Genomic DNA, 25,405 nt, shown 5'->3' on the forward strand with positions numbered 1-25,405 from the left:
GCCGGGGAACACGGGCGGGACACCGCGGGTGAGCGAAGTGTTTCCGTCAAGGGATGGTGAATCGATGGGCTTCCTGGACAACCTGAAGGCCAAGCTGGGCCCTAACAAGGACAAGGTCTCCGACCTCGCCCGGCAGCACGGCGACAAGATCGACCAGGGCCTGGACCGGGCCGCCAAGGAGGTCGACGACCGGACCCAGGGCAAGTACAGCGACAAGATCCAGCAGGGCACGGGCAAGGCGAAGGACGCCCTCGGGCGTTACGCGCAGGGGTCCCGGGGCCCCGACGGTGCCCCCGGCTCCGGTGGCGCCGAGGGCACGGAGGGCGGCACGCCGCCCACGCCTCCCCCGGGGTCCTGAGCCCCTCGGCACAGACGGCGGACGGCCGCGAAGCCTCTTGGCTTCGCGGCCGTCGTCGTACGTAGGTGCCGTCGCCCTACGTCGTTGCCGTGGTCCTACGTGGTTGCCGGCGCCGGTGCTGTCGTGCGGGTCTCGCCACCGCTGTTGCCGGGTGGCGCGGAACGGCCCGCTCAGGCCCAGGTGGCGACGAAGTAGCCCACCCCGTAAGGCGCGTCCTCGTACAGCACGCGCGCGTCGCACTCGTCCCGCTCCCAGGCCGCCGAGAGGACCTGCCAGGGCGAGCGGCCGGAGATCTTCAGCTCGCGCGCGAGGCCGGCGTCGAGCTGCGCCAGATAGCCGTCGCGGTCTCCGGCGCGCAGGGCGGCGCCGATGGCGGCGTCCACGCCCTCCGCGCGCTCGTCCAGGTAACCGGGTGCCTTCACCGTGCGGCAGGCGGTGCCGTCGCCCATCACGAGCAGGCCGACACGGTCGGCGAGGCGGTTCGCCAGGTTCACGCCGTCCTCGCCGTTGGCAGGCCAGGGCCGGTCGCCCTCCACCGCGTAGCCCCTCACGGGGCCGTCCCACCCCGCGCGCGTGAGGAGCCACGCCCCGACGGTGAGGGACGACGGCAGCGGTTCCTCCCCCGCGTCATCGCCCTTGCCGAGCGTCACGTCGAGATCGACGCCGAAGGGGCGGAACGAGCCGCGTGAGCCGGCCTCGTGGTACCCGGAGCGCGGCCCCTCACCGACGACGACGATCAGGTCGGGACGGGCCGCGACGAGGGCCTCCAGGGCCTCGTCGCACGCGGCGCGCAGGTCGTCCAGTTCCGGGGCGGCTCCGGCGGCCACCTCGGGGACGAGCAGGGGCGGGCAGGGGCAGACGGCGGCGGCGACAAGCATGATCCGCAGCCTACTCGCCGGGCGCGGCGCGGTGGCCGGGACGACCGAGGTACGGCCTCTATGCAGGCTCCGTTCCGCGGAGGGGCCGCAGGCGTACGTTGTCGCCCCGGCCGCCCGCGTCAGTCGATCGCGCAGCCCCCGGTGACGGCCGGCAGCGGCTCGGGGACGCCGATCTTCGGCAGGCCCAGCAGAACGCCCTGCTTCTTGTCCTGCGTCTCCTGGGTGCGCTTCTCCCACGCGTCACCCGCGCGCGTGCGCCGCACGTCGAGGACGGCGCCCTCGGCGAGCAGGTGGTGCGGGGCGGCGTAGGTGATCTCGACGGTGACCACGTCGCCGGGGCGGACGTCCTGGTCGGGCTTGGTGAAGTGGACCAGGCGGTTGTCTGGGGCGCGGCCGGACAGGCGGTGCGTGGCGCCGTCCTTGCGGCCCTCGCCCTCGGCGACCATCAGCTCCAGGGTGCGGCCGACCTGCTTCTTGTTCTCCTCCCAGGAGATCTCCTCCTGGAGGGCGACCAGGCGCTCGTAACGGGCCTGCACGACCTCCTTGGGGATCTGGTCCTCCATGGTGGCCGCGGGCGTGCCGGGGCGCTTGGAGTACTGGAAGGTGAACGCCTGCGCGAAGCGGGCCTCGCGCACGACGTGCATGGTCTGCTCGAAGTCCTCCTCGGTCTCGCCGGGGAAGCCCACGATGATGTCCGTGGTGATGGCCGCGTGCGGCATGGCCTCGCGGACCTTCCTGATGATGTTCAGGAAGCGCTCCTGGCGGTAGGAGCGGCGCATCGCCTTCAGGACGGTGTCCGAACCGGACTGGAGCGGCATGTGGAGCTGCGGCATCACGTTCGGCGTCTCGGCCATCGCGGCGATCACGTCGTCGGTGAAGTCGCGCGGGTGCGGGGAGGTGAAGCGGACGCGCTCCAGGCCCTCGATGCCACCACACGCGCGCAGCAGCTTGCTGAACGCCTCGCGGTCGCCGATGTCGGAGCCGTAGGCGTTGACGTTCTGGCCGAGCAGGGTGATCTCGCTGACGCCCTCGCCGACGAGCGCCTCGATCTCGGCGAGGATGTCGCCGGTCCTGCGGTCCTTCTCCTTGCCGCGCAGCGCCGGCACGATGCAGAAGGTGCAGGTGTTGTTGCAGCCGACCGAGATGGAGACCCAGGCCGCGTAGGCGCTCTCGCGCCGGGTGGGCAGCGTGGAGGGGAACGCCTCCAGCGACTCCGCGATCTCGACCTGCGCCTCTTCCTGGACGCGGGCGCGCTCCAGGAGGACGGGCAGCTTGCCGATGTTGTGCGTGCCGAAGACGACGTCGACCCAGGGCGCCTTCTTCACGATGGTGTCACGGTCCTTCTGGGCGAGGCAGCCGCCGACGGCGATCTGCATGCCCGGGCGGGACGCCTTGCGGGGGGCGAGCCGGCCGAGGTTGCCGTAGAGCCTGTTGTCCGCGTTCTCGCGCACCGCGCACGTGTTGAACACCACGACGTCGGCGTCGCCGTCGGAGCCCTCGGGGGCGCGGACGTACCCCGCGTCCTCCAGGAGTCCCGACAGGCGCTCGGAGTCGTGGACGTTCATCTGGCACCCGTAGGTGCGCACTTCGTAGGTCTTCGGTGAACGATCGTCCACGGCGGACGGACGCGGGTCACTGCTGCTCATGGGAACAAGGGTATGGGGTCCGCGAGGCGGCCCGTGCCCCCGTCCCGCGCCCCGCCCCCGGGCCCCCGCCGCGCCCTGCGCCCGCCCCTCGGCCCCGCCCCGGCAGACGCCCGCCGCCGGGCCGCTCCCGCACCCCTGGCCACCACCCGTCCCACCTGGCAGGATCTCGGCCATGCCCCGCCTCCCGCGCCGTCCCACGCGCCGCCACGCCCTCCTGGGGGCGCTGGCCGGGTTCGTGGTGTGCGGGCTGCTGCTGTGGTGGGTGCTGCCGCTCGGTCCGGCGCAGCCCAGCGGGCACGTGACGCTGAGCACGGGCGCCCGCTCGGGCGTCTACGAGCGGTACGGGAATCTGCTGAAGACGGCGATCTCGCGCGACCTGCCCCGGCTCGACGTGACGCTCGACAAGAGCCAGGGCTCCTGGGACAACGTGCAGCGGGTCGCCACCGGCAGGGCCGACTTCACCATCGCGGCGGCGGACGCGGTCGCCAAGTACCAGTTCGAGGACCGCCCAGGGGCGGCACGGCTGCGCGGCTGCGCCCGCCTGTACGACGACTACATGCAGCTCGTGGTGCCGCGTTCCTCGTCGGTGCGGTCGGTCGCGGACCTGCGCGGCAAGCGCGTCGCGGTGGGCGGCGAGCGCTCCGGCGTACGCCTCATCGCCAACAAGGTGCTGCGTGCGGCCGGCCTCGACATCAACCAGGACGTGAAGCCGGTCGGCATCGGCATCGACGCCATGCCGCGCGCGCTGCGCTCGGGCTCGATCGACGCGTTCTTCTGGTCGGGCGGCCTGCCCACCAACCACGTACGGACCCTCTCCGAGCAGTTCCCGATCCGCCTGGTGGAACTGGGCAGCCTGGTCGACCGGCTGCACCACGAGGGGGACGACGCGGCGCGCTACTACCGGGCCGCCGTGATGCCCGCGGACGCGTATCCGGCGGCGCAGCAGGGCACGCCGGTGAGCACGCTGGCCGTGGCGAACCTGCTGGTGACCACGGACCGGACGAGCCCGGAGCTGACGGAGGCGATGACGCGGACCGTCATCGACAGCCGGGACCACATCGGCGCGCAGGTGCACGCGGCGCAGCTCGTCGATCTGCGCACGGCGATCTACACCGACCCGCTGACGCTGCACGAGGGCGCGCGGCGCTACTACCGCTCGGTCAAGCCCTGAGCCGCCCCGTCGCGCCGCGCTGACACCGCCATCCCCCTGCCCAGCGCTCCCCCGCGCTCTGGATCTACCGCTCCGCCGGCCCCTGATCCCGGTCGGCGGGCGCGTCGCGGGGCACGCGGACCGTCACCTTCAGGCCGTGCGGCTCGTTCGGGGCGAAGGCGAGGGAGCCGCCGCCGGCGGTGAGCAGGGCGCGGGAGATGGACAGGCCGAGCCCTGAGCCCTTGATGTTCTGGTGCCGGCCGCTGCGCCAGAAGCGGTCGCCGATCCGGGCCAGTTCGTCCTCGCGCAGCCCGGGGCCGCCGTCGGCGACCTCGACGGTGGTGTGCGCGCCGTTCGCGGTGACGGTGACGGTGACCTCCTGCCCCGCCGGCGTGAACTTCAGGGCGTTGTCGACGACCGCGTCCAGGGCGCTGGACAGGGTGACCGGGTCGGCCCAGCCGGTGAGCGCGGGGCAGTCGCCGCCGAGGCGGACGCCCTTGTCCTCGGCGGTCGTGCGCCAAGCGGCGACGCGCTCGGCGGCGAGCTGGCCGATGTCGGTCAGGCGCAGGTCGGCGGCGGAGTGCTCGGCCAGGGCGAGGTCGAGCAGGTCGTCGAGGACCCTGGCCAGGCGCTTGCCCTCGGCCTGGACGGACGCGATCTCCTCATTTCCCTCCGGCAGTTCGTACGACAGGACTTCGATGCGCAGCAGCAGGGCGGACAGCGGGTTGCGCAGTTGGTGCGAGGCGTCGGCGACGAAGGCGCGCTGCTGCTCCAGCACGTCCTCGACGTGGTCGGCCATCTCGTTGAACGAACGGGCCAGGCGCTGGAGTTCCGGCGGGCCGCCGGCGGCCGCGACGCGCGACTTGAGGCGGCCGGTGGCGATGTCGTGGGTGGTGGCGTCGAGGATCCGTACGGGGCGCAGCACCCAGCCCGTCAGGCGCAGGGCGGCGCCCACGGCGAGCAGCATGGCGGCGACCTCCCCGGCGGCGATGAGGAGCCAGCCGCGCAGGGTCTTGGCGCGCATGGCACCGGTGGGCGAGTCGGTGACGACGACGGCGACGACGTCCCCGTCCCTGATGACCGGCGACGCGACGACGAGCCGGCCGCGCTGCCAGGGCCACACCTGCGCCGGGTCGTGGCTGCCGCGCGAGTACAGGGCCTCGTCGAAGGCGCCGCGTACCGGGCCGGAGCGGGGTACGGCGAAGTCGCTGGGGGCGCGTCCCATCGGCTCCCAGTCGCGGTAGAAGACGCCCGCCCTGATGCCGTACGTGTCGTGGTAGCGGTCGATCTCGTTCTGGAGGGTCTGGCGGCGCTCGTCGATGAGGTAGGTCGCTCCGCCGGCGGTGCGGTTGGTGACGAACTGGGCGAGCGAGGCGAAACGGGCCGTGTCGTCGATGCGGTCGACGACGACCTTCTGCTGCTGGGCGGAGGCGACGCTCACCGCGAGCGGGAAGCCCAGCGCGAGCAGCACTCCGGCCAGCAGGACGATGAGCAGCGGAAGCAGGCGAGCGCGCACCTCGGTCCGGTTCCCCTGCCGTCACGCGGCCGGGGCGACGAGCCGGTACCCGACGCCGCGGACCGTCTCGATGAGGGCGGGCATGCGCAACTTCGAGCGCAGGGAGGCCACATGGACCTCAAGGGTGCGCCCGGTGCCCTCCCAGCTCGTACGCCACACCTCGCTGATGATCTGCTCCCTGCGGAAGACGACGCCGGGCCGCTGTGCGAGCAGCGCGAGCAGGTCGAACTCCTTGCGGGTGAGCTGTACGGCGCTGCCCTCGACGGTGACCTGACGGGTCGGCAGGTCGATGACGACCCCACCGAGGCGGAGGCCGGGTTCGGCGTCGGCGGGCGCGCTCTCGCCGCCGGCGTTGCGCCGGCTGACGGCGTGGATGCGGGCCAGCAACTCGCCCGTGTCGTAGGGCTTCACGACGTAGTCGTCGGCGCCGAGGTTGAGGCCGTGGATGCGGCTGCGTACGTCCGCGCGCGCGGTGACCATGATGACGGGGGTGGAGGTGCGCTTGCGTATCTTGCCGCAGACCTCGTAGCCGTCCTGGTCGGGCAGGCCGAGGTCGAGCAGGACGACGCCGAACGCGGCGGCCTCGGGGACGAGCGCCTGGAGGGCTTCCTCGCCGCTACGCGCGTGATGCACGGTGAAACCGTGCCGGGTCAGGACCGCCGACAGGGCCGCGGCCACATGGTCGTCGTCCTCGACGAGCAGCAGTCTCATGTCCGGCCCCCTCACTTCCTGATCATGTGCGCGCGGCCCGTCGGCCGCTTCCGGTTCACAGGGCATCCATGCCGATGCACAAGGAGGTCGTCAAGAGGGTTCTGGTTCCCTTCGTGTTCCGTTATGCAGCCGGTACGCGGTCCGGTGCCCTGTTCACGCATAGTGTCCGGTTGCGGCCGTATCGTTATGCTCAATTTCCGCTCAGATGTAATGACGCTGGTCGTACGGCGTCACTACTGTCCTCCCAACCGAGGAGGATGGAGCAAGACCCCGATGACCGAAGTTTCGGTGACCAAGGACGCCACTCCCCCTGCGGGCGACGCGCTGGTCGCGCTGAGCGGAGTCAACAAGCACTTCGGCGCGCTGCACGTGCTCCAGGACATCGACCTGACCATCGCGCGAGGCGAGGTCGTCGTCGTCATCGGCCCGTCGGGCTCAGGCAAGTCGACGCTGTGCCGCACGATCAACCGCCTGGAGACGGTGGACGCCGGTTCGATCACCATCGACGGCAAGCCACTGCCCCAGGAGGGCAAGGAGCTGGCGCGGCTGCGCGCGGACGTGGGCATGGTCTTCCAGTCCTTCAACCTCTTCGCGCACAAGACGGTGCTCGAGAACGTGATGCTGGGTCAGATCAAGGTCCGCAAGACCGACAAGAAGCAGGCCGAGGAGAAGGCGCGCGCCCTCCTGGACCGGGTCGGTGTCGGTACGCAGGCCGACAAGTACCCCGCGCAGCTCTCGGGCGGCCAGCAGCAACGTGTGGCCATCGCGCGCGCGTTGGCGATGAATCCGAAGGTGATGCTCTTCGACGAGCCCACCTCGGCGCTCGACCCCGAGATGATCAATGAGGTCCTCGAGGTGATGCAGCAGCTCGCCCGCGACGGCATGACGATGGTCGTGGTCACGCACGAGATGGGCTTCGCCCGCTCGGCGGCCAACCGGGTCGTCTTCATGGCGGACGGCCGGATCGTCGAGGAGGCCACTCCCGACCAGTTCTTCAGCAACCCGCGCAGCGATCGGGCCAAGGACTTCCTGTCGAAGATCCTGCACCACTGACGCGCGGCCCGCGTGCGCCCTCGGACCGAGGCCCCACGCGCGCGCGTTGGATCTCTTTTCCTCTGCCGAATCTGTCGACAAGAAGGATGTTCACCATGCAGCTCCGCAAGGTCACCGCGGCGGCCTCCCTCGCCCTCGCTCTCGCCGTCTCCGTCACCGCCTGTGGCGGCGGCAAGGACGACAAGGGTTCCGGCGGCGGCAAGAAGATCACCATCGGCATCAAGTTCGACCAGCCCGGCATCGGCCAGAAGACGCCGGACGGCAAGTACAAGGGCTTCGACGTCGACGTCGCCACCTATGTCGCCAAGCAGCTCGGTTACGGCGCCGGCGACATCGAGTGGAAGGAAGCCAAGAGCGCCGACCGCGAGACGATGCTCCAGCGCGGTGACGTGGACTTCATCGCCGCCTCGTACTCGATCAACGACGAGCGCGCCGCCAAGGTCGACTTCGCCGGCCCGTACCTGCTCGCCCACCAGGACGTGCTGATCCGCGCCGACGACAGCACGATCAAGTCGCCGAAGGACCTGAACAGCAAGAAGCTGTGTTCGGTGACCGGTTCGACGTCCGCGCAGAACATCAAGGACAAGCTCGCCCCCAAGGCTCAGCTCCAGAACTACGGCGGCTACTCCGAGTGCCTGACCGGCGTCGAGAACAAGGCGATCGACGCCCTGACGACCGATGACTCGATCCTCGCCGGTTACGCCGCCCAGCCCGAGTTCAAGGGCAAGTTCAAGCTCGGCGGCTTCAAGATGACCAACGAGAACTACGGCATCGGCGTCAAGAAGGGCAGCGACCTCAAAGCCAAGATCAACAAGGCCCTGGAGAAGATGGTCTCGGACGGTTCGTGGGAGAAGGCCGTGGAGGCCAACTTCGGCCCGGCGAACTACAAGAACGAGCCCGCGCCGAAGATCGGCAACATCGTCAAGTGACGTGGTGACGCGGGGCGCGGCGGTCTTCCCGTACGGACGAACCGCCGCGCCCCGCGCTCGTCCGGCAGTCCTCCACACACGCGGAAGCGCGGGAGATCGTGTTCGACTTTCTTGAAGGTTACGACCTGCTGGGAGCGTTCTGGGTGACGGTGAAACTCACCGCCTTCTCAGCCGTCGGCTCCCTCATATGGGGAACCCTGCTGGCCGGCATGCGAGTCGGACCCGTCCCCCTGATGCGCGGCTTCGGCACCGCGTACGTCAACATCGTGCGGAACATTCCGCTCACCGTCATCATCGTGTTCACCTCGCTCGGCCTGTTCCAGACGCTGGGCATGAACATGGGCTCGACGCAGTTCGACACCACCAACTTCCGGCTCGCGGTGCTCGGTCTGATCGCCTACACGTCGGCGTTCGTCTGTGAGGCGCTGCGCTCGGGCATCAACACGGTGCCGGTCGGACAGGCGGAGGCGGCCCGCGCGCTCGGGCTGAGCTTCAACCAGGTACTGCTGCTGATCGTGCTGCCCCAGGCGTTCCGCGCGGTCGTGACGCCCCTGGCCAACGTGCTGATCGCGCTCACCAAGAACACCACGGTGGCCTCCGCGATCGGTGTCGCCGAGGCGGCCCTGCTGATGAAGTCCATGATCGAGAACGAGGCCCAGCTCCTGCTGATCGCCGCCGTCTTCGCGTTCGGCTTCATCTGCCTGACGCTTCCGACCGGCCTGATCCTCGGCTGGGTGAGCAAGAAGGTGGCGGTGAAGCGATGACGTCCGTCCTCTACGACGCCCCCGGCCCCCGGGCCAAGCGGCGCAACGTCCTCTACTCGATCGTCTTCGTCGTCGTCTTCGCGGCGCTGATCTGGTGGGTCCTCGGCGCGCTCGCCGACAAGAACCAGCTCGACTGGGAGAAGTGGAAGCCGTTCTTCACGGACTCCCGCCCCTGGGGTACGTACATCTGGCCGGGCGTGCAGAGCACGCTGCTGGCGGCCGCGTTCGCCATGGTGATCGCGCTGCCGCTGGGCGCGTTCTTCGGCATCGCCCGGCTCTCCGACCACTTCGCGGTCCGGCTGCCCTCGGGCGTGGTGATCGAGTTCTTCCGCGCCATCCCCGTCCTGATCCTCATGCTGTTCGCCAACGAGGCGTACTCCCGGTTCACGAACGTGTCCTCGGACGACCGGCCGCTGTACGCGGTCGTGACGGGCCTGGTGCTCTACAACGCCTCGGTGCTCGCCGAGGTCGTCCGCGCGGGCATCCTGGCGCTGCCCAAGGGCCAGTCCGAGGCGGCGTACGCGATCGGTCTGCGCAAGGGTCAGACGATGCGCTCGATCCTGCTGCCGCAGTCGGTGACCACGATGCTCCCGGCGATCGTCAGCCAGCTCGTCGTCATCGTGAAGGACACGGCGCTCGGCGGCGCGATGCTCACCTTCTCGGAGCTGCTGGCGTCGGTCCGGCCGATGAGCGCCGCGTACGGGGCGAACACCATCGCCTGCTTCACGGTCGTCGCGGTCATCTTCATCGCCATCAACTTCGCCCTGACGACGTTCGCGTCCTGGCTGGAGAAGCGGCTGCGCCGGGCGAAGAAGTCGACGGGCGCGGTACTGACCGCCGCGGCGGTCGGCGGTACGGACGCCACGGGCACCGTGGTCTGACGAACTGCCCGCGCGCGTGGGGCGGCAGTGCGCCGTTCCGGTACACGGAGGCAGTGGCATGATCGCCACTGCCTCCGTCACTTGACGCAAGCACCGGCAATGGGTTGCATACGCTCTGTGAACGCGCTCCCCGCTCCAACTGCCCTTTTCTGTACGACCAGTACGTTGCTCGCACGTTTGTGCGCCGCGCCTTCCGGGGCAGGAGGGGCCGCGCCGTGGACCCGGTGATCGTCGTCGGCGCGGGCCCGGTCGGGCTCACGCTGGCCCTCTCCCTCGCCCGCGCCGGCGTCCCGTCCGTGGTGCTCGACGAGGGGCCGGGCAAGGATGAACAGCGGCCGGCCCGCACGGTCGTCCTGCGCGAGGACACCGCCGCGCTCATGGAGCGCCTCGCGGGCGCGTCTCTCGACGGTGTCGGTCTGCGCTGGCACGGCTGGCGTTCCATGCGCCGCAAGCAGGAGATGCGCGCCCTGGTCTTCGACGAGGACCTGCCCGCGCCGCTGCACATCGCGCAGCACGAGCTGACCGGCGCCCTGCGCGCCGCCGTCGCCGCCGAACGGCTGATCAAGGTGGCCGTCGACAGCCGCGTGGACGCCGTACAGGAAGAGACCTCCGGGGTCAGCGCCCACACGCGCGGGTCCAAGGGCACCTGGTGGCGCGGAAGTTACCTCGCGGGCTGCGACGGCCCCCGCTCCACCGTCCGCAAGCTCCTCGACATCCGCTTCCCCGGACGCACCGCGGTCGAGCGGTACGCGGTCGCCGCGCTGCGTACGGAACTTCCGTGGCCCGGTGAAGCGTTGCTCCATCGGAGCCCGCCGTGGCGGACCTCGGGCCCCTCGGGCGCGGAGATCGTCGGTCGCCCCCTCGCCGACGGCGTCTGGCGCCTGGACTGGCTGCTGCCGCCCCGCAGCGATCTGGTCACCCCGGATGTCCTCGTGACCCGCATCCGGGAGACCCTCGCGGGCTGGTGCGGGGGCTCCACTCCGCCGTACGAGCTGCTGGACACCGGCGTCCACACGGTGCATCACCGGCTCGCCCGGCGCTGGCGCGTGGGCCGGGTCTTCCTCGCCGGGGACGCGGCCCACCTGCTGGGCGCGTTCGGCACGCAGGGCCTGGACGAGGGCCTGCGGGACGCCGACAACCTCGCCTGGAAGCTGGCCCTGGCCTGGCACGACGGCCCCGGCCGGACGCCGGACGCGCTGCTCGACAGCTACCAGGCCGAGCGCCGCGCGGTCGTCGCCGCCCGGCTGCGCGCCGCCGATCAGGCGCTGCCGATACTGCGGGGCGGTGGCGGCCTGCGCGCGTACGTGCCGGGGTCCGCGCGCGGGCACGACGCGCTGCTCGCCGACGGCCATCTGGGGCACGGGCCGCTCGGCGCGCCGGGGGCGTACGCCGACTCGCCGCTCGCGCCCGCCGCGACGGCCTCGCAGGTGGACGTGGACACGGCGCCGGGCGCCCCGGTGACGGACGTGCGGGTGACGGCCCCTGACGGCTCGTTCGCGCGGCTGCGGGACCGGCTCGGCCTCGGGCGGCTGCTCGTGGTCCTGGTCGCGCCCGGCACCGGGGTGTGGGAGCGCAAGCACTGGATGTCGGCGGGCCTGATGCCGCGCCTGGCGACGGCGGTCGCGGCGCTGCCGCACGAGGCCGAGATCCTCGTGACGGAGAGTTACCCGGGGGCGACCGCGCACTCGGTGCTGCTGATCCGTCCGGACGGGCATCTGGTCACCGCCCTGAGCGGGGTGCGCCCCGCCGAACTGTACGAGGCTGCGCAGGCCGCGCTGGGCGGTCCCGTGCCGGACACCGAGCCCGCCGAGAGCGGCGCGAAGGGCTGACCGCGTGGACGGTGGGCGGGCCGGGACCGTGTTGACCGGCGCCCACCGCCATGGTGTACTCCGGAGCGTGACGACGATCGACACCCCGGTGCGCCTGTGGCGGAGGGTCCATATGGACCTCGTCCGTTACGCGGGCTGTGTGTGTCGCCCGTCCTGCTGAATTCGCCTGTCTCTCTTCCGCGCGGCCCGGCCGGTCCGGCCCCGACTCGGCGTGCCCCGACGCGCCGCGCGCTCCCAGCGAACTCCAGGACGGTACTCATGTCCGTACCCACGTCACCCACGCCTGCCCTCGGCACCGCGCCCGCGTCGGCCGCCGCCTCCGCCGCGCCCACCGAGGCCGAACTGCTCGCCTTCGTCCGCCGGGCCGCGGCCGACCGCCGGCTCGTCGCCTCCCTGCCGCTCGACCCGGAGGGCCGCACATGGGTGCGCCTCGACGGCCCCGGCGGCAGCGAGGCATGGCTCATCGGCTGGCCGCCCGGCACCGGGACCGGCTGGCACGACCACGCCGAGTCGGTCGGCGCGTTCGTCACGGCCGCCGGGTCCCTCACCGAGAACGCGCTGGCCGCGCGGCTGCCCGCCGACGGCTGGCGCACCCTCGAACTCTCCGAAGGGCTCGACCGCGTACGCCGGTTGACGCCCGGCAAGGGCCGCGCCTTCGGCCGCCACCACGTGCACGAGGTACTCAACGAGTCCCCCACCGAGCACGCCGTCTCCGTCCACGCCTACTACCCGCCGCTCCCCCGGATCCGCCGCTACAGCCGCACGGGGCCGGTGCTGCGCCTGGAGACGGTCGAGCGTCCGGAGGACTGGCAGTGAGCGCGCCGGCTCCGCGGCCGCGTCCTGTCGGCATCGACGAGCACCTGGAGCGCGTACGGGAAGGTCTCGACCGCGTCGAGGCGCGACAGGCGTACGAGGCTGCCGTGTCCGGCGACGCGCTGCTCGTGGACATCCGTTACGCGTCACTACGCGCGCGTGACGGGCTGATTCCCGGCGCCCTCGTCATCGAGCGCAACGAACTGGAGTGGCGCCTCGACCCGCAGGGCAGTCACCGCGCGCCCGAGGCCACGGGCCACGATCTGCGCGTGGTCGTCATCTGCAACGAGGGCTACGCCTCCAGCCTCGCGGCGGCCTCACTGCACCAGTTGGGCCTGCACCGGGCGACCGACCTGGTGGGCGGCTTCCAGGCGTGGCGGGCGGCGGGCCTGCCGGTCACCGGATTGTGAGGACGCGGGTCGCCTCGTGAGCCTGGGCTCCGGTTCTGGTGGGACGGGTGCGTTTCCTGGTCCGCGGTGAGTGCCGGCTGCCTGCGTTTCCTGGTCCGCGGTGAGTGCCGGGTGCCCCCTCCCGAGGAGCGGAAGGGGGCACCCGGGGGCCTGCGTTCGGCTTTCGGTCTCACTCCCTGGCGGTCGCCACCGTGACGGGCCTGGCACGGAGCGCCGCGCGGCCCGGCAGCGAGGTCGCCGTGAGCGCGAGCAGTGCGGCGCCCGCGACGACCGCCACGTACACCAGGGGCAGCACCGCCGGGGCCGGCCTGCCGGTCATGCCGACGCTGAACGCGGTGAGGACGGCGAGCGCGATGCCGCTGCCCAGGACCACGCCCATGAGGACGACGGTCAGCGCCTCGACCCTGAGCATGCGCAGGACTTGGCGCCGGGTGGCACCGGCCAGCCGGAGCAGGGCGAACTCGCGGAGCCGTTCGGACACCGACATCGCCAGGGTGTTGACGACGGCGATGGCGGTGAACGCCAGGACGAGCGCCATTGCCAGCAGGTTCACCTCGGCGTTCGCCCGCCGGCCGGTTTCTTGCAGCGCGTCGGCGGCGTCCGGCGAAAGAACTCGCACGGCCGGGAACTCACGGAGGCAGTCCGCGAGTTGTTCCTGTGACGGGCCGGGCGAGCGGCCGGTCGATGCGTCGGCGGCGCCGGTGGTGACGAGCACGGAGGAGGCGAGCGGGTTGTCGATGTGGCGTGAGAGCAGAGCGTGGGCGACGGTGAGATCGCCGAAGCCGAGACCCCGGGCGTAGACGGCGACGACGTTGAGGGTGACCGGTGTGCCGTCCCCGAGGGTCACCTTGAGTGTGCTGCCGGGCCTGACGTGCAGGTGATCGGCGGCGAGTTCACTGACCGCGACGGAGCGCGCCCCGAACCGGTCGAGTGAGCCGGCGGTGACGTCCGGGTCCCAGGTACGGGCGAGACCGCGCGCGGTGACGCCTTGGACCGGGTACTTGTCGAGGCCGACGCGTGCGGTGGACCGGACGACTTCGGTGACGACGGCGCCGGAGTCGCCGCGCAGCCGGCCCCGCACGGCGTGCACGGCGCCTTCCGGGACGCCGGGGCCCTGGGCGGCGAGCACCCAGTCCGCGCGAACCCCGGCGGTGGCCTGGGCGCGGGCGGCGTCACCGAGCGTGGGCTGCGCGAACAAAACGGTGCAGGTCATGCCGGTGAGCAGGGTGAGCGGCGTGACGACGGCGGCCATCCGTACGGCGTTGCCGCGCAGGTTGGCGGCGGCGAGCCGGGCGCCGGGGCCGGCCAGCCGCATCGGGTGGCCGATGACGGCCAGTGCGGCCCGGACCAGCAGCGGGCCGAGAAGGGAGACGGCGACGGCGAGAACGACGACGGTGAGGAAGGTGACAGGGGTCGAGGCGGCCTCGGTACGCAGCCCGCCGAGCACGACGACGAGTACGGTACCGCCCGCAAGGGCGACAAGCCCGGCGACCGTCCGCGTCACGGCGGGCCGGGGCGCGTCGGTGCTCGCCTCGGACAGCGCTTCGGCGGGGCGGATACGGGCGATGCGGCGCGCGGCGATCCGGGCGGCGGCCCAGGCGCCGAGCAGCGTGGCGAGGACGGCGGCGGCCACGGGGAGGAAGCTCACCGTGCGCTCCAGCGTGGACGGCACGGCACCGAGCGCGACGAACCGTCCGTGCAGCCATCCGCCGAGCGGCAGCCCGAGCAGCGCCCCGATGCCTCCGGCGAGTGCGCCGACCACCAGCGCCTCCCGGCCTAGCAGCGCGCGGACCTGACGGGGTGTGGCGGCGACGGCGCGGAGCAGGGCGAGTTCGCGGTGACGCTGGCGGACGGAGAGCGCGAAGGTGCCGACGACCACGAGCACGGCGACCAGCAGCGACGTGCCGCCCATCGCTCCGCCCATGCTGACGAGCTTGACCCGGGCGCCGGCGGCGTCGAGGAACTCGACAGGGCCGCGTGCGTCGCCGCTGGTCACCTGTGCACCCGTCCCGGCGACGGCTTCGGTGACGGGCTGTTTCAACGCGCCGACGTCCTGGCCGGGTCGGGGCAGCACGCCGACAGCGGTGACCTTCCCGGGGTGCCCGGCCAGCCGTGCGGCTTCGCCGGGCGCGAAGAACAGGGCGCTCTGGTGCCGCAGCACGCCGGGCACTCCGGCACCGGCCTGCGTCTGCCGGCCGGCGGGCGGGACGGCGGCGGTGGCGTTGCCGTTGCCGTTGCCGGGGGCCACGATGCCGGTGACCCGGTAGCGGCGGGGGTCCTTCGTGGACTGCACGGTGAGCCGGTCGCCGGGGGCGAGGTGGGCGCGACGGGCGAGGTCCTGGTCGATGACCACGTCGTGGCCAGCGCGGGGGGCCTGCCCTTCCGTCAGGACGAACGGGGTGAGGGCCGCCGACTCCCACGCGTGCCCGTATCCCGGTCGCGCGGGATCGTACGCGCCGGGTGCCTGCGGTTGCGCGGGGAAGGTGAGTTCGGGGACGGCGCGTCGCACTCCGGGCACGGCGGCGATCCGCGCGACGACGTCCGCGGGCAGCCAGGCCCGCTCGGCGAGCGGCTTGGCCTTGTGCTTGACCTTCGTCTTGCCCTTCTTGTGCTTGACGACGGTCTGGTGCACGTTCTGATCGGCGGAGACGAGGACGGGCGCGGCGGCGTACCTCTCGGGTCGCACCGTGCCGCGCAGTCCCGTCTCCAGCAGCGAGCCGCAGGCCGATATCAGGGCGGCGGCGCACATCAGGGCGAGGAAAGCGCCGAGGAAGCCGCCTTTGCGGTCCCGGACGGTCTGGAGTGCGTAGCGCGTCATCACGCGGCGCCACCCGCTCGGGCCGAACTCATCGTCGAGGTCATGCCCTTACGGTCGCCCCTCGCCCCCGCCCGGGTCATTGCGGCGACCCGGCATCCTCACCCGGGGGAAAACCCCACCGGGGGCGGGGTGTTGAGAGTGCGCGGGGTCTCTCCATCCTGGGGCGGGGAGTTGAGGGAGCGCGCGGGGTTTCTCTCCATCCTGGGGCGGGGAGTTGAGAGTGCGCGCGGGGTCACTCCACCCTGGGTGAGGGAGTTGAGGGTGCGTCATAAGCCCCCACTCTGGGGCGGGGGGTTGAGGAAGCGTCACGGGGTCCCTCCCCTGGGGCGGGGAGTTGGGGGTGCACACGGACGGGCCGCCTCGAGCCCGGACGGGTCGGGACGAGGGACCGGGGCGGGCCGGGGTCAGGCGAAGACCCGGGGCGGGGCGAGGAGCCGAGCCGGGGCGGGGAGCCAAGCCGTGACGGCCGGGCGAGGCAAACGCGCCGCCGACGTCAGCGGCGAAGGACGCCCCCTGCGCAAGCCACCGGCGCGGCCGAAACCTGCCCCGTCACTCCTCGAAGCCCAGGCCTTCCGTGTCCTCCCCCTCTTCCTCCAGCGCCTGGCGGACGACGCGGAGGGCCATGCCCTCGGGGTAGCCCTTGCGGGCCAGCATCCCCGCGAGTCGCCTCAACCGCTTGTCCCGGTCGAGGCCGCGCGTGGAGCGGAGCTTGCGGGCGACCAGGTCGCGGGCGGTCTCCTCCTCGCGCTCGGCGTCGAGTTGACCGACGGCCTCGTCGATCACCTTGGAGTCCACGCCCTTGGTCCGCAGCTCACGGGCGAGCGCCCGCCGGGCGAGCCCTCTGCCGTGATGGCGGGACTCCACCCAGGCGTCGGCGAAGGCGCTGTCGTTGATCAGTCCGACTTCCTCGAACCGGGACAGCACCTCCTCCGCGACCTCGTCCGGGATCTCCCGCTTGCGCAGCGCGTCACCCAACTGCTTGCGGGTGCGCGGTGATCCGGTGAGCAGCCGCAGGCAGATGTTCCGTGCGCGCTCCGCCGGGTCGGTGGACGGCTCCCCCTGCCCGGCCCTCGACAGGTCAGGGGGGCCGTCGTCCTGGGCGGCGCCGGGCGGGTCGCCGAACCCGCCCCGGCGCCGGCGTCCGCGGGGTCCGGCGCCGCCCCGCGTACGGCCGCCCCGCCGGGGCCCGTCCGCCGCGCCCTCCCCCGCCCCGGCGTCCTCGTCCCCGAAGGGCCCGGCTGCTTCGTGCGCGTCGTCGTACGCCCGTGCTCCACCGCGCCCCCGGCTGCCGGGGGCGGCGGGGCCGGCGTCGTACTCTGCCCAGTCGGTGCGTCGGGTCACGGGCTAGCTCTTGGCCGCCGTGGCCTTGGACTTGGCCGTCTTGGGCGCGGGCACCGCCTTCGCCGCGTCCTCGGCGACGGGAGCGGCCGCCACCGCGTCGGCACCCGGCTCGGCCGCCGGCTCCGCCGCCGGGCGGACACCGACGCCCAGCTTCTCCTTGATCTTCCGCTCGATCTCGTTGGCGAGGTCGGGGTTGTCCTTCAAGAAGTTGCGCGCGTTCTCCTTGCCCTGGCCGAGCTGGTCGCCCTCGTACGTGTACCAGGCGCCGGCCTTGCGGACGAAGCCGTGCTCCACGCCCATGTCGATCAGGCCGCCCTCGCGGGAGATGCCCTGGCCGTAGAGGATGTCGAACTCCGCCTGCTTGAAGGGCGGCGCGACCTTGTTCTTGACGACCTTGACGCGGGTGCGGTTGCCCACCGCGTCCGTGCCGTCCTTCAGGGTCTCGATACGGCGGATGTCCATACGGACTGAGGCGTAGAACTTCAGCGCGCGGCCACCGGTCGTGGTCTCGGGCGAGCCGAACATCACGCCGATCTTCTCGCGGAGCTGGTTGATGAAGATCGCCGTGGTCTTCGACTGGTTGAGCGCACTGGTGATCTTCCGGAGCGCCTGCGACATCAAGCGGGCCTGGAGACCCACGTGACTGTCACCCATCTCGCCCTCGATCTCCGCGCGCGGGACGAGCGCGGCGACGGAGTCGATGACGATGAGGTCGAGGGCGCCGGAACGGACCAGCATGTCGACGATCTCGAGGGCCTGCTCACCGTTGTCCGGCTGGGACAGGATGAGGTTGTCGATGTCCACGCCGAGCTTCTTGGCGTACTCGGGGTCGAGCGCGTGCTCGGCGTCCACGAAGGCCACCGCGCCGCCCGCCTTCTGCGCGTTGGCCACGGCGTGCAGGGTCAGGGTCGTCTTACCCGAGGACTCGGGGCCGTAGATCTCCACCACACGGCCGCGGGGGATGCCGCCGACGCCGAGGGCCACGTCGAGCGCGGTGGAGCCGGTCGAGATGACCTCGATGGGCTCCTGGGTCCGCTCGCCCATGCGCATGACCGCGCCCTTGCCGAATTGCCGTTCAATCTGTGCGAGTGCGGCGTCGAGCGCCTTCTCGCGGTCGGTTCCTGCCATGGGTTCCACCCGGTTTGCTTGAGTCGATCGCTTCACGTCAATGACGCTAGCGCCTGCCACTGACAATCGGCCTCGACGCCGGTCCGCCTGTGGATAACTCGAGGCTCCTCGCCGGGACGCTCTCCCGGAAACCCTTGCAAACACTGGGGAGAGGGCCCCTGCACACCCCATAAGAATAGATGTTCGATTTTGATGTCAAGCGCACCACGCGACACCCCCCGCCCCGATTCATGTCCTGGGTCACCGGGCTTCACCGGGCAGGGGCAACAGGGTCCGGGCCCCAGGGGCGGGGGCCGCGTCACTCCCCCGTCAGATGCGCCAGCACCCGCCGCATCGCCTCGGCCACCCCCTCCCGTGCGGGCGCGGTGTGGTCGACGCCCTCGAAGGCGTGGGGTGCCTCGGGGACATCCACCAGTTCCAGCGGGGCGCCGCTCGCCTCGGCCGCTTCGACGAACTCGCCCACCGTCGCGGCGACGGCCGGGGCCTCGCGCCCGACGCGGATGAGGACGAAGGGCGGCGTACCGCCTCGTGCCGCCACGTCCGCGGGCCGGAAGCGGGGATCGTTCACGCCCCAGTTGGGCAGCGGCGCCATGATCGGGTAGCTCGCCCCCACGCACCGCAGCCACGGCGGCGCCTCGCTCAGCCACGGCGCCGACAGCGGCCCGCCCCCGGAGAAGAACCACAGGGCGATCCGCTCGGAGTCGACCCGCGGATCGGCGCGCACCTCGGCCACGGCCGCTGCCACGTCCTCCGCCGCTTTCGGGTACGCAGTGACGTCGTGCAGCCGGTGGTCGAAGGTGACGCCGATCGCGCCGTGGGAGGCCGCGAGCCGGGCGTAGCCGACGAGGGTCGGCCAGTCGCGGGGGCTCGGGCTCGCGTCCTGCGGCACCGGGCCGCCGTGCACGATGACGAGCGCGGGGCGGGGTCCCGGGTCCGCCGCGCCCTCGGGGACGTACAGGTCGAGGGTGCCGCGCCGGTCACGCGGAACCTCCGGGACGTCGAGCAGGAAGGGACGCAGATAGCCGGGCTCCGCCGGCTGATCGGTGTCGTCCCCCGGTTCGAGGCGGGTGCCCTCGTCGGCCGCGGCCCGCAGCAGCGTGCCGGCGAGCCGTTCGGGGCAGGACAGCATCGGCCAGTGCCCGGTCGGCAGTTCGAAGAAGGTGATGTCGGGCCTGACCAGCGCCTTGATCGCAGGCTCGCCGAAGCGGAGCATCATGCGGAGCATGTCGAGGGTCGCGCCGTTGTCCGCGCAGAGCACACCGGTGGTCGGCAGCGCCGCGACCGCGCCGGTCAGGCGCAACGGCCGCGTCAGGGTGCCCAGCGGCTGCGGCACGCCGTGCGCGCTCAGGCGGGCCAGGGCGTCGGCGCTCAGCCCCGCGGTACTGCCCCACTTCCGCCACTCCTCGGGCGCCGGCACAGGCAGGTCGCCCGCGCCGGTGGCGTCCTCGGCGAGACGCTCGCGCAGTTGCTGGTCGGGGACCGCGGCGAGCGCCGCCGCGCCGTCCTGCACCGGACCCGCGTCGACGTACACCACGCGCGCGATGCGCTCCGCGCGCCGATCGGCAGCGCCCGTCGCCGGGTACACGCCGTAGTCGTGACCGACCAGCACGACGTTCCGCCTCTCGTCGCCCCCGCGCTGACCGGCACGGAGGCCGTCGCCATGACCATGGCCGTCCCCGGCTCCGGCCTCGTCGACGGCAGTCATGTCGATAGCCGCCACGACCCGCTCGATGTGCTCCTCCAGGTCGCGTGCGGGCCCGAGGTCCACCACGCGCACCCGCGCGCCTTCCGCGGCCAGCTTCCCGGCCGTCTCGCGCCACGCGTGCGTGCCCGTGAACAGGCCCGGCACCACTACGAACTCGGTCATCTCCACGCCCTCCGTCAAGGTGTTGTCAGTGGCTGCGGGTACGTTAGGAACTCCCCCTGAGGGAGGTTCAAGTGACGGAGCTGTCCGACCGACCCGACTCGTCCGCCGACCCGTCCGGTCCCCTGTGGAGCATCGGCGAGCTCGCCGAGCGCGCGGGCACGACGGTGAAGACCGTCCGCTTCTACTCCGACAGCGGGCTGCTGCCGGAGCGTGCCCGCAGCGCGGGCGGGCACCGGCGGTACGGCTCGGATGCGCTGGACCGCCTGCGGCTGATCCGTTCGCTGCGCGGCCTCGGCCTGCCCGTGCCCGAAGTGCTGCGCGTCGTCGACGAGCGGGTGGGGGCGGAGGGCGTACTGGAGGACGCCGTGGCCGGACAGTTGCGCGAACTGGGGAGCCGGTTGAGCGCACTGCGCTGGCAGGAGGCGGCCCTGCGGCTCGTCCAGGAGTGCCCGCCGGCCGAGAGGGCGGACCGGCTACGGCTGGTCGGCGCGCTCGGCACCCCGCCGAGCACGGCTCCGCTGGCCCGGTTCTGGCGCGCCTGGCTGCCGCCGCGGATGCCGGCCGCGTCGCGGTCCGCCTTCCTGGAGGCGGCCGTCCCGGCCCCGCCCGACTCCCCGTCCCCCGCGCACGTGCTGGCCTTCGCCCGGCTGTGCGCGCTCGTGTCGCGCCCTTGCACCCCGGACGCCGCCCCGACCCAGCCTGCCGCGCACGCGTCGGCGGGCGCGCGGGAAGCGGCCGTGCTGTACGGCGGGCTGGCGGAGGCGTACGAGCTGGCGGCTCCGCGCTTGCGGGCGGGCGATGCGCCCGCTCCGGGCGAGGCGCTGGACTGCTTCGTGGACACCTACGCGCGCGTGAGCGGTTCCCGCGACACCCCGGCCTTCCGCGTCGGGCTCGCCCGGCAGCTCTCGTCGGACCCGCGCCTCGACCGTTACTGGGACCTCGTCGCCGAGCTGACCACGCCCGAGGGCGGCCCCCCGGAGCCGACACCCGGCTCCTCCCACGACTGGCTCCTCGCGGCTCTACAGGCCGACCTGGTGAGCGCCTGAGCCTCCGGCCGTGACGGCAGGGACGGACGCCCCCAGCGCACCCTTCACGGCCTGCCGGCCCTCCCCGCCCCGCCCTCTCTCCAGCCCTCCCTGGCCCGCTCCCGCCCGCTCCGCCAGAACCTTCCTCCAGAGGTACGCCAAGGCCCGATCGGCCCGGATACTCCCCCGGAGGTACGCCAGATGCCTCCGCCCGGACGACGCCCGGGGCGCACGCGCCGAGGAGCCTGGCCGCATGGACACGCCCCCACCCCCACCGCCCGTCTTCACGCAGCGGCCCTCCGGTCCCCCCGAGCACGCGGAGCGCACCGCGCCGCGCCGGGCCGAGCGCTGGTGCTACGCCACCGGCGCCGTGCTCATCGCCTCGGGACTCGCCCACGGCGTCGTCTTCCTCGTCGCCGGCGGCCCCTGGGACGGGCCCGTGTCCTGGCGCAAGCCCCTCACCTTCGGGCTGTCCTTCGGCCTGACGCTGATGGCGCTCACCTGGGTCACGTCGTATCTGCGGACCGGCGCGCGCCTGCGTACGACCCTGCTGACCGTGTTCGCGGCGGACTGCGTGGTGGAAGTCGGCGGCATCACGCTTCAGGCATGGCGCAAGGTGCCGTCGCATCTCGACATGGAGACCCCGTTCGACACGGCCGTCTCCATGACGCTCGCCGTGGGCGGCGGCGTCCTGGTGCTGCTGCTGACGGTCTTCGCCGTCGACTCCTTCCGGCACCGCCCCGGTGGTCCTCCCGGCATGCCCCTCGCCGTCCGCACCGGCTTCGCCGTGCTCCTCGTGGCGCTCGCGTCCGGCGCGGCGATGATCGCGCGCGGGGTGGTCCTCACCAGGACCGGCCACCAGGAAGCGGCCTACCGGTCGACGTCCGCCCTCAAGCCGCTGCACGGGGTGAGCCTGCACGCGGTGCTCGTCCTGCCCGCCCTGGCCTGGCTGCTGTCCCGTACGCGCTGGAGCGACCGCCGCAAGAACGGCGTCCTGTACGCGGCCGTCGCCTGCTACCTGCTCGCTGTCCTGGCCGCCGGCGTCTCTGCGGCCCTCACCTGGTGACCTCCCGGCGCGCGCTACCGCTACGGCCGCTCGTCCGGTCTGTGCAGTGCTCTGCGCACCCGCGCGAGGAGCGGCTCTCCGGCGCGGCTGCGGTGCCCGTGCACGCGCGGGTCGTCGGTCACGGCGTAGCGCTTCACGTACGCCCCCAGGAACGCCTGGAGCGTCGCCACGGCCGGGATGGCGATCAGCGCGCCGACCGCGCCGAGCAGCGCCGTGCCCGCGATGACCGAGCCGAAGGCGACCGCCGGGTGGATGTCCACGGACTTCGCGGTCAGCTTCGGTTGCAGCATGTAGTTCTCGAACTGCTGATAGACGACCACGAAGATGAGCACCCACAGCGCGTACCAGGGGTCGACCGTGAAGGCGATCAGCATCGGCAGCGCGCCGGCGAGGTAGGTGCCGATCGTCGGGATGAACTGCGAGACGAGACCGACCCACACACCGAGCACGGGCGCGTACGGAACACCCAGTGCCGCCAGCAGGATGTAGTGCGCGATGCCGGAGATCAGCGCCATCAGGCCGCGCGAGTACAGATAGCCGCCTGTCTTGTCGACGGCGATCTCCCAGGCGCGCAGCACCTCGGCCTGACGGGCCGGCGGCAGGATCGAGCACAGCGCGCGGCGCAGACGCGGGCCGTCGGCGGCGAAGTAGAACGAGAACAGCAGGATCGTCAGGAGCTGGAACAGCCCGCCCAGCACCTGCGCGGAGACATCCAGGACGCCCGTGGCGCTGTTCTGCACGTACTTCTGGAGCCAGTCGGAGTGCAGCACGCTGTCTTGCACAGCGACCCGGTTGAGGTCGGTGCGGAACGTCGTGTTGATCCAGTTGATGACCTGATCAAGGTACTTGGGGAAGTCGTCGAAGAGGTCGACGATCTGCCCCGCCATCATCGAGCCGAGCAGGACGACGAAGCCCGCGCCCAGGATCATCACGGCGAGGAAGACGATGCCGGTGGCCAGGCCGCGGCGCATGCCGCGCGCCGACATCCAGCTCACGGCGGGCTCGACGGCGAGAGCGAGGAAGAACGCGATCAGTACGTTGATCAGCAGGCCGGTGAGCTGGTGGAAGGCCCAACTGCCCAGCTGGAAGCAGGCGACGAGGGCGAGCGCGAGGACCATGGCCCGGGGCAGCCAGCGGGGCATCCGGGGGCGCGGTGCGGGCGCGGGGTCGCTCGGCCGCTCGGGAGGCGTGATGCCGGGCGGAGCGGCGTCGTCCGCCACCTGTCGGGTCTCGTCTGTCGCTGCCACGGTGCAAGTCTCGCCCACGCCACCGACATCCGGTGCCCTGCCCTGACTCACCGCGCCGGTCAGCGCTTCTCGGCGGGCACGTCCATCGTCGCGCACACCACGCGCCAGACCTCCTTCGCGTCCCAGCCCGCGTCGAGCGCCTGGTGGACCGTACGCCCGCCGAGCCCCGCCATCACATGGTCGCGCGCGAACGTGTCGGCGTACCCGGACCCGAAGTGATCCGCCATCCGCTGCCAGAAGACCGTCATTCGCATACGGATTCCTCGTCTAGTTGCATAGTTGGGGTCGGACATCGCCTCTGACCTGCGTAAACACCTCCACAGGAGACGACTTTGCGTAGCGTTGGCGTGCACAGCGATTCTCCCTGAAAACTCCCTGGATCGAGCTCGAAACTCCCTGGAAACTCCCTGTCGGCGAACCGTCCGGCGGGGCGTTTTCGCAGGTCAGAGGCGGTGACAGAACGTGATCATGGTGGACGGGGGGTCCGGAATGTGCTTACTCTGCTCCCGTTCGGTCCGCTTCGTACCAAAACGAAGCGGCCCCCGACTGGTGCTGGAACACCGTTCGAGGGCCTACACCACGAACCAGAAAGAGGCTGGTATCGGGATGCTTGGGCATTCTAGCGCGCCTTCGCGCAGGCGCTTTACGCAGGTCAACCACGTTGCTGTGCAGGACTTGAGCCTGTCCTCGGACACTTTTCGGCTTCTCGCCGTGGCGACAGATCTACCGCCGGTCAATGACACGAACGTCGAGAGCCTGCGCAAGCGGCTCGGCTTCGGGTCGGTGCGGCGCCGGAAGGTCCTGCGGGAACTGCGCGAGTCGGGGCGTCACCACACGGACAAGGGTCGCTGGTGCCCCGAGCTGGGCCGGCCGTCCTCGAAGGTCATGATCTCCCAGATGCCGCTGCGCACCCCGGAGGAGATCTCCGCGGGCTGGGAAGCTGCCGAAGAGGCCCTGAGGACGGGGCGGGACACGGCCGAGTCGCGGCGCCTGGGGGTCCGGATCATGAACTCGCGGCTGTGGATCGGCTCCGAGTCCCGGACAGTACGGAACCGGAATGTTCCGGAAAGCGGCGACTCACCCCTAAAGGGGAACCAGACCTCTGACATACACCAGACCCACCCCCCTACCCCCCGGCCAGAGCCTGACGACGGGGAGGGCGGAGAAGAGAGCGACGAGGACCAGGCGGCGATCGTCGAGGAGCAGGCGGCGCCCGTCGAGGCCCCGGAGGACGCGGGGCGTCTGTTCGTGGAGCAGGCCCGGGAGCGGCAGGTTGCCGCGCACCTGGAGGCCGCGCGGTCTGCCCTTCGGTGTGCCGAGGAGGCCGCGGGGACTCGGATCGTGCTGGGGATGCGGGAGGGGCTGACGCGGACTGCGGCCGAGCGGCTCGCTGACGGTGAGACCTGGGAAGCGCTGAAATCCCTGGTCACCAGCGACCTGAAAGGCGTTCGGTGGCTGGGTGGCTGCTTGCGCAAGCGGTTCGAGACCTCCGAGGTCACCCCGCCCCCGTTCGCCGCTCAGCAGGCCCCTGAGGCCGCTGCAAGGCCGGTGAAGTCGCGGGTGGCGGGGATGCGGGAGTGCGCCGGGGACGGGCACACGCAGCCGCTGCTGTTCCGGCCGCTGGCCGACGAGCGGCTGTGTCCCGGGTGCCGGGTGGAACAGGCCAGCTCGGCCGCCGAGGCCCCGGTGGCGCTGCCCGCTGAGGAAGGGCTAAGTCTGCGGGCGCGGATTCTGGCACGTCGGGCTTCAGACACGCCGCTCAGGAGCCTCAGCCGCGGGGACTGGGCGACGGTACGGACGGAGGTGTCGGCCTGATGGGCGCGTATCCGTTGCAGTGCCGCTGTGGCGACGTGGCGGGCCCGTTCGCGCGGGCCCGGGAAGGCCGATGGCTGTGCGAGGACTGTGTGGAGCGGGCGAGTGCGCGGCTGGACCGGGAGACCGGGGAGCGGCGCCGGGGTGCGTGGGCGCTGTGGGA

General features: G+C 72.1%; 23 protein-coding genes. 13 read left to right on the forward strand and 10 right to left on the reverse strand.

Annotated elements, in window-relative coordinates; translation table 11 throughout:
* The first annotated feature begins 64 nt into the window (after positions 1 to 64).
* Positions 65 to 358, forward strand: a complete 294-nt coding sequence (locus ACZ7LY_RS02080) for an antitoxin (RefSeq protein ID WP_471622531.1) — start codon at positions 65 to 67, stop codon at positions 356 to 358.
* A gap of 170 nt (positions 359 to 528) precedes the next feature.
* Here the strand turns inward: ACZ7LY_RS02080 and ACZ7LY_RS02085 are convergent, their stop codons facing one another.
* Positions 529 to 1,236 (reverse strand): class III extradiol dioxygenase subunit B-like domain-containing protein, encoded by a 708-nt coding sequence (locus tag ACZ7LY_RS02085; protein WP_471622532.1) that lies wholly within the window; start codon positions 1,234 to 1,236, stop codon positions 529 to 531.
* A 119-nt stretch (positions 1,237 to 1,355) separates the two neighbouring features.
* A complete protein-coding gene (gene miaB / locus ACZ7LY_RS02090) occupies positions 1,356 to 2,882 on the reverse strand; it encodes a tRNA (N6-isopentenyl adenosine(37)-C2)-methylthiotransferase MiaB (protein ID WP_471622533.1) in 1,527 nt (508 codons plus the stop codon).
* A gap of 172 nt (positions 2,883 to 3,054) precedes the next feature.
* Between miaB and ACZ7LY_RS02095 the strand changes: the two genes are divergently transcribed.
* Positions 3,055 to 4,053, forward strand: a complete 999-nt coding sequence (locus tag ACZ7LY_RS02095) for a TAXI family TRAP transporter solute-binding subunit (protein ID WP_471622534.1) — start codon at positions 3,055 to 3,057, stop codon at positions 4,051 to 4,053.
* A gap of 64 nt (positions 4,054 to 4,117) precedes the next feature.
* Here ACZ7LY_RS02095 and ACZ7LY_RS02100 read toward each other — a convergent pair whose 3' ends face one another.
* Both ACZ7LY_RS02100 and ACZ7LY_RS02105 read right to left on the reverse strand, forming a co-directional pair.
* Positions 4,118 to 5,548, reverse strand: coding sequence for a sensor histidine kinase (locus ACZ7LY_RS02100; RefSeq protein ID WP_471622535.1), 1,431 nt, complete (start codon positions 5,546 to 5,548; stop codon positions 4,118 to 4,120).
* Positions 5,549 to 5,569: 21 nt separating this feature from the next.
* On the reverse strand, positions 5,570 to 6,259 hold the full coding sequence (locus tag ACZ7LY_RS02105) for a response regulator transcription factor (RefSeq protein WP_471622536.1): 690 nt from the start codon (positions 6,257 to 6,259) through the stop codon (positions 5,570 to 5,572).
* A gap of 273 nt (positions 6,260 to 6,532) precedes the next feature.
* On the opposite strand from ACZ7LY_RS02105, the gene ACZ7LY_RS02110 reads away from it, so the two are divergent.
* The 8 genes from ACZ7LY_RS02110 to ACZ7LY_RS02145 all read left to right on the forward strand — a co-directional run bounded on the left by ACZ7LY_RS02110 (position 6,533) and on the right by ACZ7LY_RS02145 (position 12,938).
* Positions 6,533 to 7,312: an amino acid ABC transporter ATP-binding protein gene (locus ACZ7LY_RS02110; protein ID WP_471622537.1), complete on the forward strand. Its 780-nt coding sequence runs from the start codon at positions 6,533 to 6,535 to the stop codon at positions 7,310 to 7,312.
* 95 nt (positions 7,313 to 7,407) lie between these two features.
* Positions 7,408 to 8,241 carry a glutamate ABC transporter substrate-binding protein gene (locus ACZ7LY_RS02115; RefSeq protein ID WP_471622538.1) on the forward strand — a complete coding sequence of 278 codons (834 nt, stop codon included), beginning with the start codon at positions 7,408 to 7,410 and terminating at the stop codon, positions 8,239 to 8,241.
* Between the two features lie 98 nt (positions 8,242 to 8,339).
* Positions 8,340 to 9,005 (forward strand): amino acid ABC transporter permease, encoded by a 666-nt coding sequence (locus ACZ7LY_RS02120; protein WP_471622539.1) that lies wholly within the window; start codon positions 8,340 to 8,342, stop codon positions 9,003 to 9,005.
* Positions 9,002 to 9,886, forward strand: coding sequence for an amino acid ABC transporter permease (locus ACZ7LY_RS02125; RefSeq protein WP_471622540.1), 885 nt, complete (start codon positions 9,002 to 9,004; stop codon positions 9,884 to 9,886). Before ACZ7LY_RS02120 ends, ACZ7LY_RS02125 begins: the two co-directional genes overlap by 4 nt.
* A 215-nt stretch (positions 9,887 to 10,101) precedes the next feature.
* Complete coding sequence (locus ACZ7LY_RS02130) at positions 10,102 to 11,715, forward strand: FAD-dependent monooxygenase (RefSeq protein ID WP_471622541.1); 1,614 nt, start codon at positions 10,102 to 10,104, stop codon at positions 11,713 to 11,715.
* Between the two features lie 88 nt (positions 11,716 to 11,803).
* Positions 11,804 to 11,875, forward strand: coding sequence for a putative leader peptide (locus ACZ7LY_RS02135; RefSeq protein WP_309544753.1), 72 nt, complete (start codon positions 11,804 to 11,806; stop codon positions 11,873 to 11,875).
* Positions 11,876 to 11,973: 98 nt separating this feature from the next.
* Positions 11,974 to 12,531: a cupin domain-containing protein gene (locus ACZ7LY_RS02140; protein ID WP_471622542.1), complete on the forward strand. Its 558-nt coding sequence runs from the start codon at positions 11,974 to 11,976 to the stop codon at positions 12,529 to 12,531.
* Positions 12,522 to 12,938 (forward strand): rhodanese-like domain-containing protein, encoded by a 417-nt coding sequence (locus ACZ7LY_RS02145; RefSeq protein ID WP_471622628.1) that lies wholly within the window; start codon positions 12,522 to 12,524, stop codon positions 12,936 to 12,938. The genes ACZ7LY_RS02140 and ACZ7LY_RS02145 overlap by 10 nt, the downstream gene beginning before the upstream one ends.
* A 169-nt stretch (positions 12,939 to 13,107) precedes the next feature.
* Here the strand turns inward: ACZ7LY_RS02145 and ACZ7LY_RS02150 are convergent, their stop codons facing one another.
* From ACZ7LY_RS02150 to ACZ7LY_RS02165, 4 genes are all read right to left on the reverse strand, one after another.
* Entirely contained in the window at positions 13,108 to 15,759 is a 2,652-nt protein-coding gene (locus tag ACZ7LY_RS02150) for an FtsX-like permease family protein (protein ID WP_471622543.1), read from the reverse strand.
* A gap of 546 nt (positions 15,760 to 16,305) precedes the next feature.
* Positions 16,306 to 17,097 (reverse strand): recombination regulator RecX, encoded by a 792-nt coding sequence (gene recX, locus ACZ7LY_RS02155; RefSeq protein WP_471622544.1) that lies wholly within the window; start codon positions 17,095 to 17,097, stop codon positions 16,306 to 16,308.
* Between the two features lie 3 nt (positions 17,098 to 17,100).
* Positions 17,101 to 18,225: a recombinase RecA gene (gene recA / locus ACZ7LY_RS02160; protein ID WP_471622545.1), complete on the reverse strand. Its 1,125-nt coding sequence runs from the start codon at positions 18,223 to 18,225 to the stop codon at positions 17,101 to 17,103.
* A gap of 298 nt (positions 18,226 to 18,523) precedes the next feature.
* Complete coding sequence (locus ACZ7LY_RS02165) at positions 18,524 to 20,092, reverse strand: alpha/beta fold hydrolase (protein ID WP_471622546.1); 1,569 nt, start codon at positions 20,090 to 20,092, stop codon at positions 18,524 to 18,526.
* A gap of 71 nt (positions 20,093 to 20,163) precedes the next feature.
* Here ACZ7LY_RS02165 and ACZ7LY_RS02170 point away from each other — a divergent pair, with 71 nt between their 5' ends.
* Both ACZ7LY_RS02170 and ACZ7LY_RS02175 read left to right on the forward strand, forming a co-directional pair.
* On the forward strand, positions 20,164 to 21,138 hold the full coding sequence (locus tag ACZ7LY_RS02170; protein WP_471622547.1) for a helix-turn-helix domain-containing protein: 975 nt from the start codon (positions 20,164 to 20,166) through the stop codon (positions 21,136 to 21,138).
* Positions 21,139 to 21,370: 232 nt separating this feature from the next.
* Positions 21,371 to 22,183, forward strand: a complete 813-nt coding sequence (locus ACZ7LY_RS02175; protein ID WP_471622548.1) for a hypothetical protein — start codon at positions 21,371 to 21,373, stop codon at positions 22,181 to 22,183.
* A gap of 20 nt (positions 22,184 to 22,203) precedes the next feature.
* Here ACZ7LY_RS02175 and ACZ7LY_RS02180 read toward each other — a convergent pair whose 3' ends face one another.
* Positions 22,204 to 23,430, reverse strand: coding sequence for an AI-2E family transporter (locus ACZ7LY_RS02180; RefSeq protein ID WP_471622549.1), 1,227 nt, complete (start codon positions 23,428 to 23,430; stop codon positions 22,204 to 22,206).
* A 59-nt stretch (positions 23,431 to 23,489) separates the two neighbouring features.
* On the reverse strand, positions 23,490 to 23,684 hold the full coding sequence (locus ACZ7LY_RS02185; protein WP_471622550.1) for a DUF3046 domain-containing protein: 195 nt from the start codon (positions 23,682 to 23,684) through the stop codon (positions 23,490 to 23,492).
* A gap of 412 nt (positions 23,685 to 24,096) precedes the next feature.
* On the opposite strand from ACZ7LY_RS02185, the gene ACZ7LY_RS02190 reads away from it, so the two are divergent.
* The gene (locus ACZ7LY_RS02190) at positions 24,097 to 25,245 is read left to right on the forward strand and encodes a hypothetical protein (RefSeq protein WP_471622551.1); all 1,149 of its coding nucleotides are present in this window, start codon (positions 24,097 to 24,099) and stop codon (positions 25,243 to 25,245) included.
* Positions 25,246 to 25,405: the final 160 nt, after the last annotated feature.

The sequence above is a fragment of the Streptomyces sp. NPDC107550 genome, assembly GCF_055639095.1.

Excerpts from the sequence above, each read along its gene's own strand:
- ACZ7LY_RS02165 (WP_471622546.1), bottom strand. The coding sequence starts at position 20,092 with ATGACCGAGTTCGTAGTGGTGCCGGGCCTGTTCACGGGCACGCACGCG.
- ACZ7LY_RS02185 (WP_471622550.1), bottom strand. The coding sequence starts at position 23,684 with ATGCGAATGACGGTCTTCTGGCAGCGGATGGCGGATCACTTCGGGTCC.
- ACZ7LY_RS02125 (WP_471622540.1), top strand. The coding sequence starts at position 9,002 with ATGACGTCCGTCCTCTACGACGCCCCCGGCCCCCGGGCCAAGCGGCGC.
- recA (WP_471622545.1), bottom strand. The coding sequence starts at position 18,225 with ATGGCAGGAACCGACCGCGAGAAGGCGCTCGACGCCGCACTCGCACAG.
- ACZ7LY_RS02140 (WP_471622542.1), top strand. The coding sequence starts at position 11,974 with ATGTCCGTACCCACGTCACCCACGCCTGCCCTCGGCACCGCGCCCGCG.
- ACZ7LY_RS02095 (WP_471622534.1), top strand. The coding sequence starts at position 3,055 with ATGCCCCGCCTCCCGCGCCGTCCCACGCGCCGCCACGCCCTCCTGGGG.
- ACZ7LY_RS02110 (WP_471622537.1), top strand. The coding sequence starts at position 6,533 with ATGACCGAAGTTTCGGTGACCAAGGACGCCACTCCCCCTGCGGGCGAC.
- ACZ7LY_RS02080 (WP_471622531.1), top strand. The coding sequence starts at position 65 with ATGGGCTTCCTGGACAACCTGAAGGCCAAGCTGGGCCCTAACAAGGAC.
- ACZ7LY_RS02175 (WP_471622548.1), top strand. The coding sequence starts at position 21,371 with ATGGACACGCCCCCACCCCCACCGCCCGTCTTCACGCAGCGGCCCTCC.
- ACZ7LY_RS02085 (WP_471622532.1), bottom strand. The coding sequence starts at position 1,236 with ATGCTTGTCGCCGCCGCCGTCTGCCCCTGCCCGCCCCTGCTCGTCCCC.
- ACZ7LY_RS02115 (WP_471622538.1), top strand. The coding sequence starts at position 7,408 with ATGCAGCTCCGCAAGGTCACCGCGGCGGCCTCCCTCGCCCTCGCTCTC.
- ACZ7LY_RS02105 (WP_471622536.1), bottom strand. The coding sequence starts at position 6,259 with ATGAGACTGCTGCTCGTCGAGGACGACGACCATGTGGCCGCGGCCCTG.
- miaB (WP_471622533.1), bottom strand. The coding sequence starts at position 2,882 with ATGAGCAGCAGTGACCCGCGTCCGTCCGCCGTGGACGATCGTTCACCG.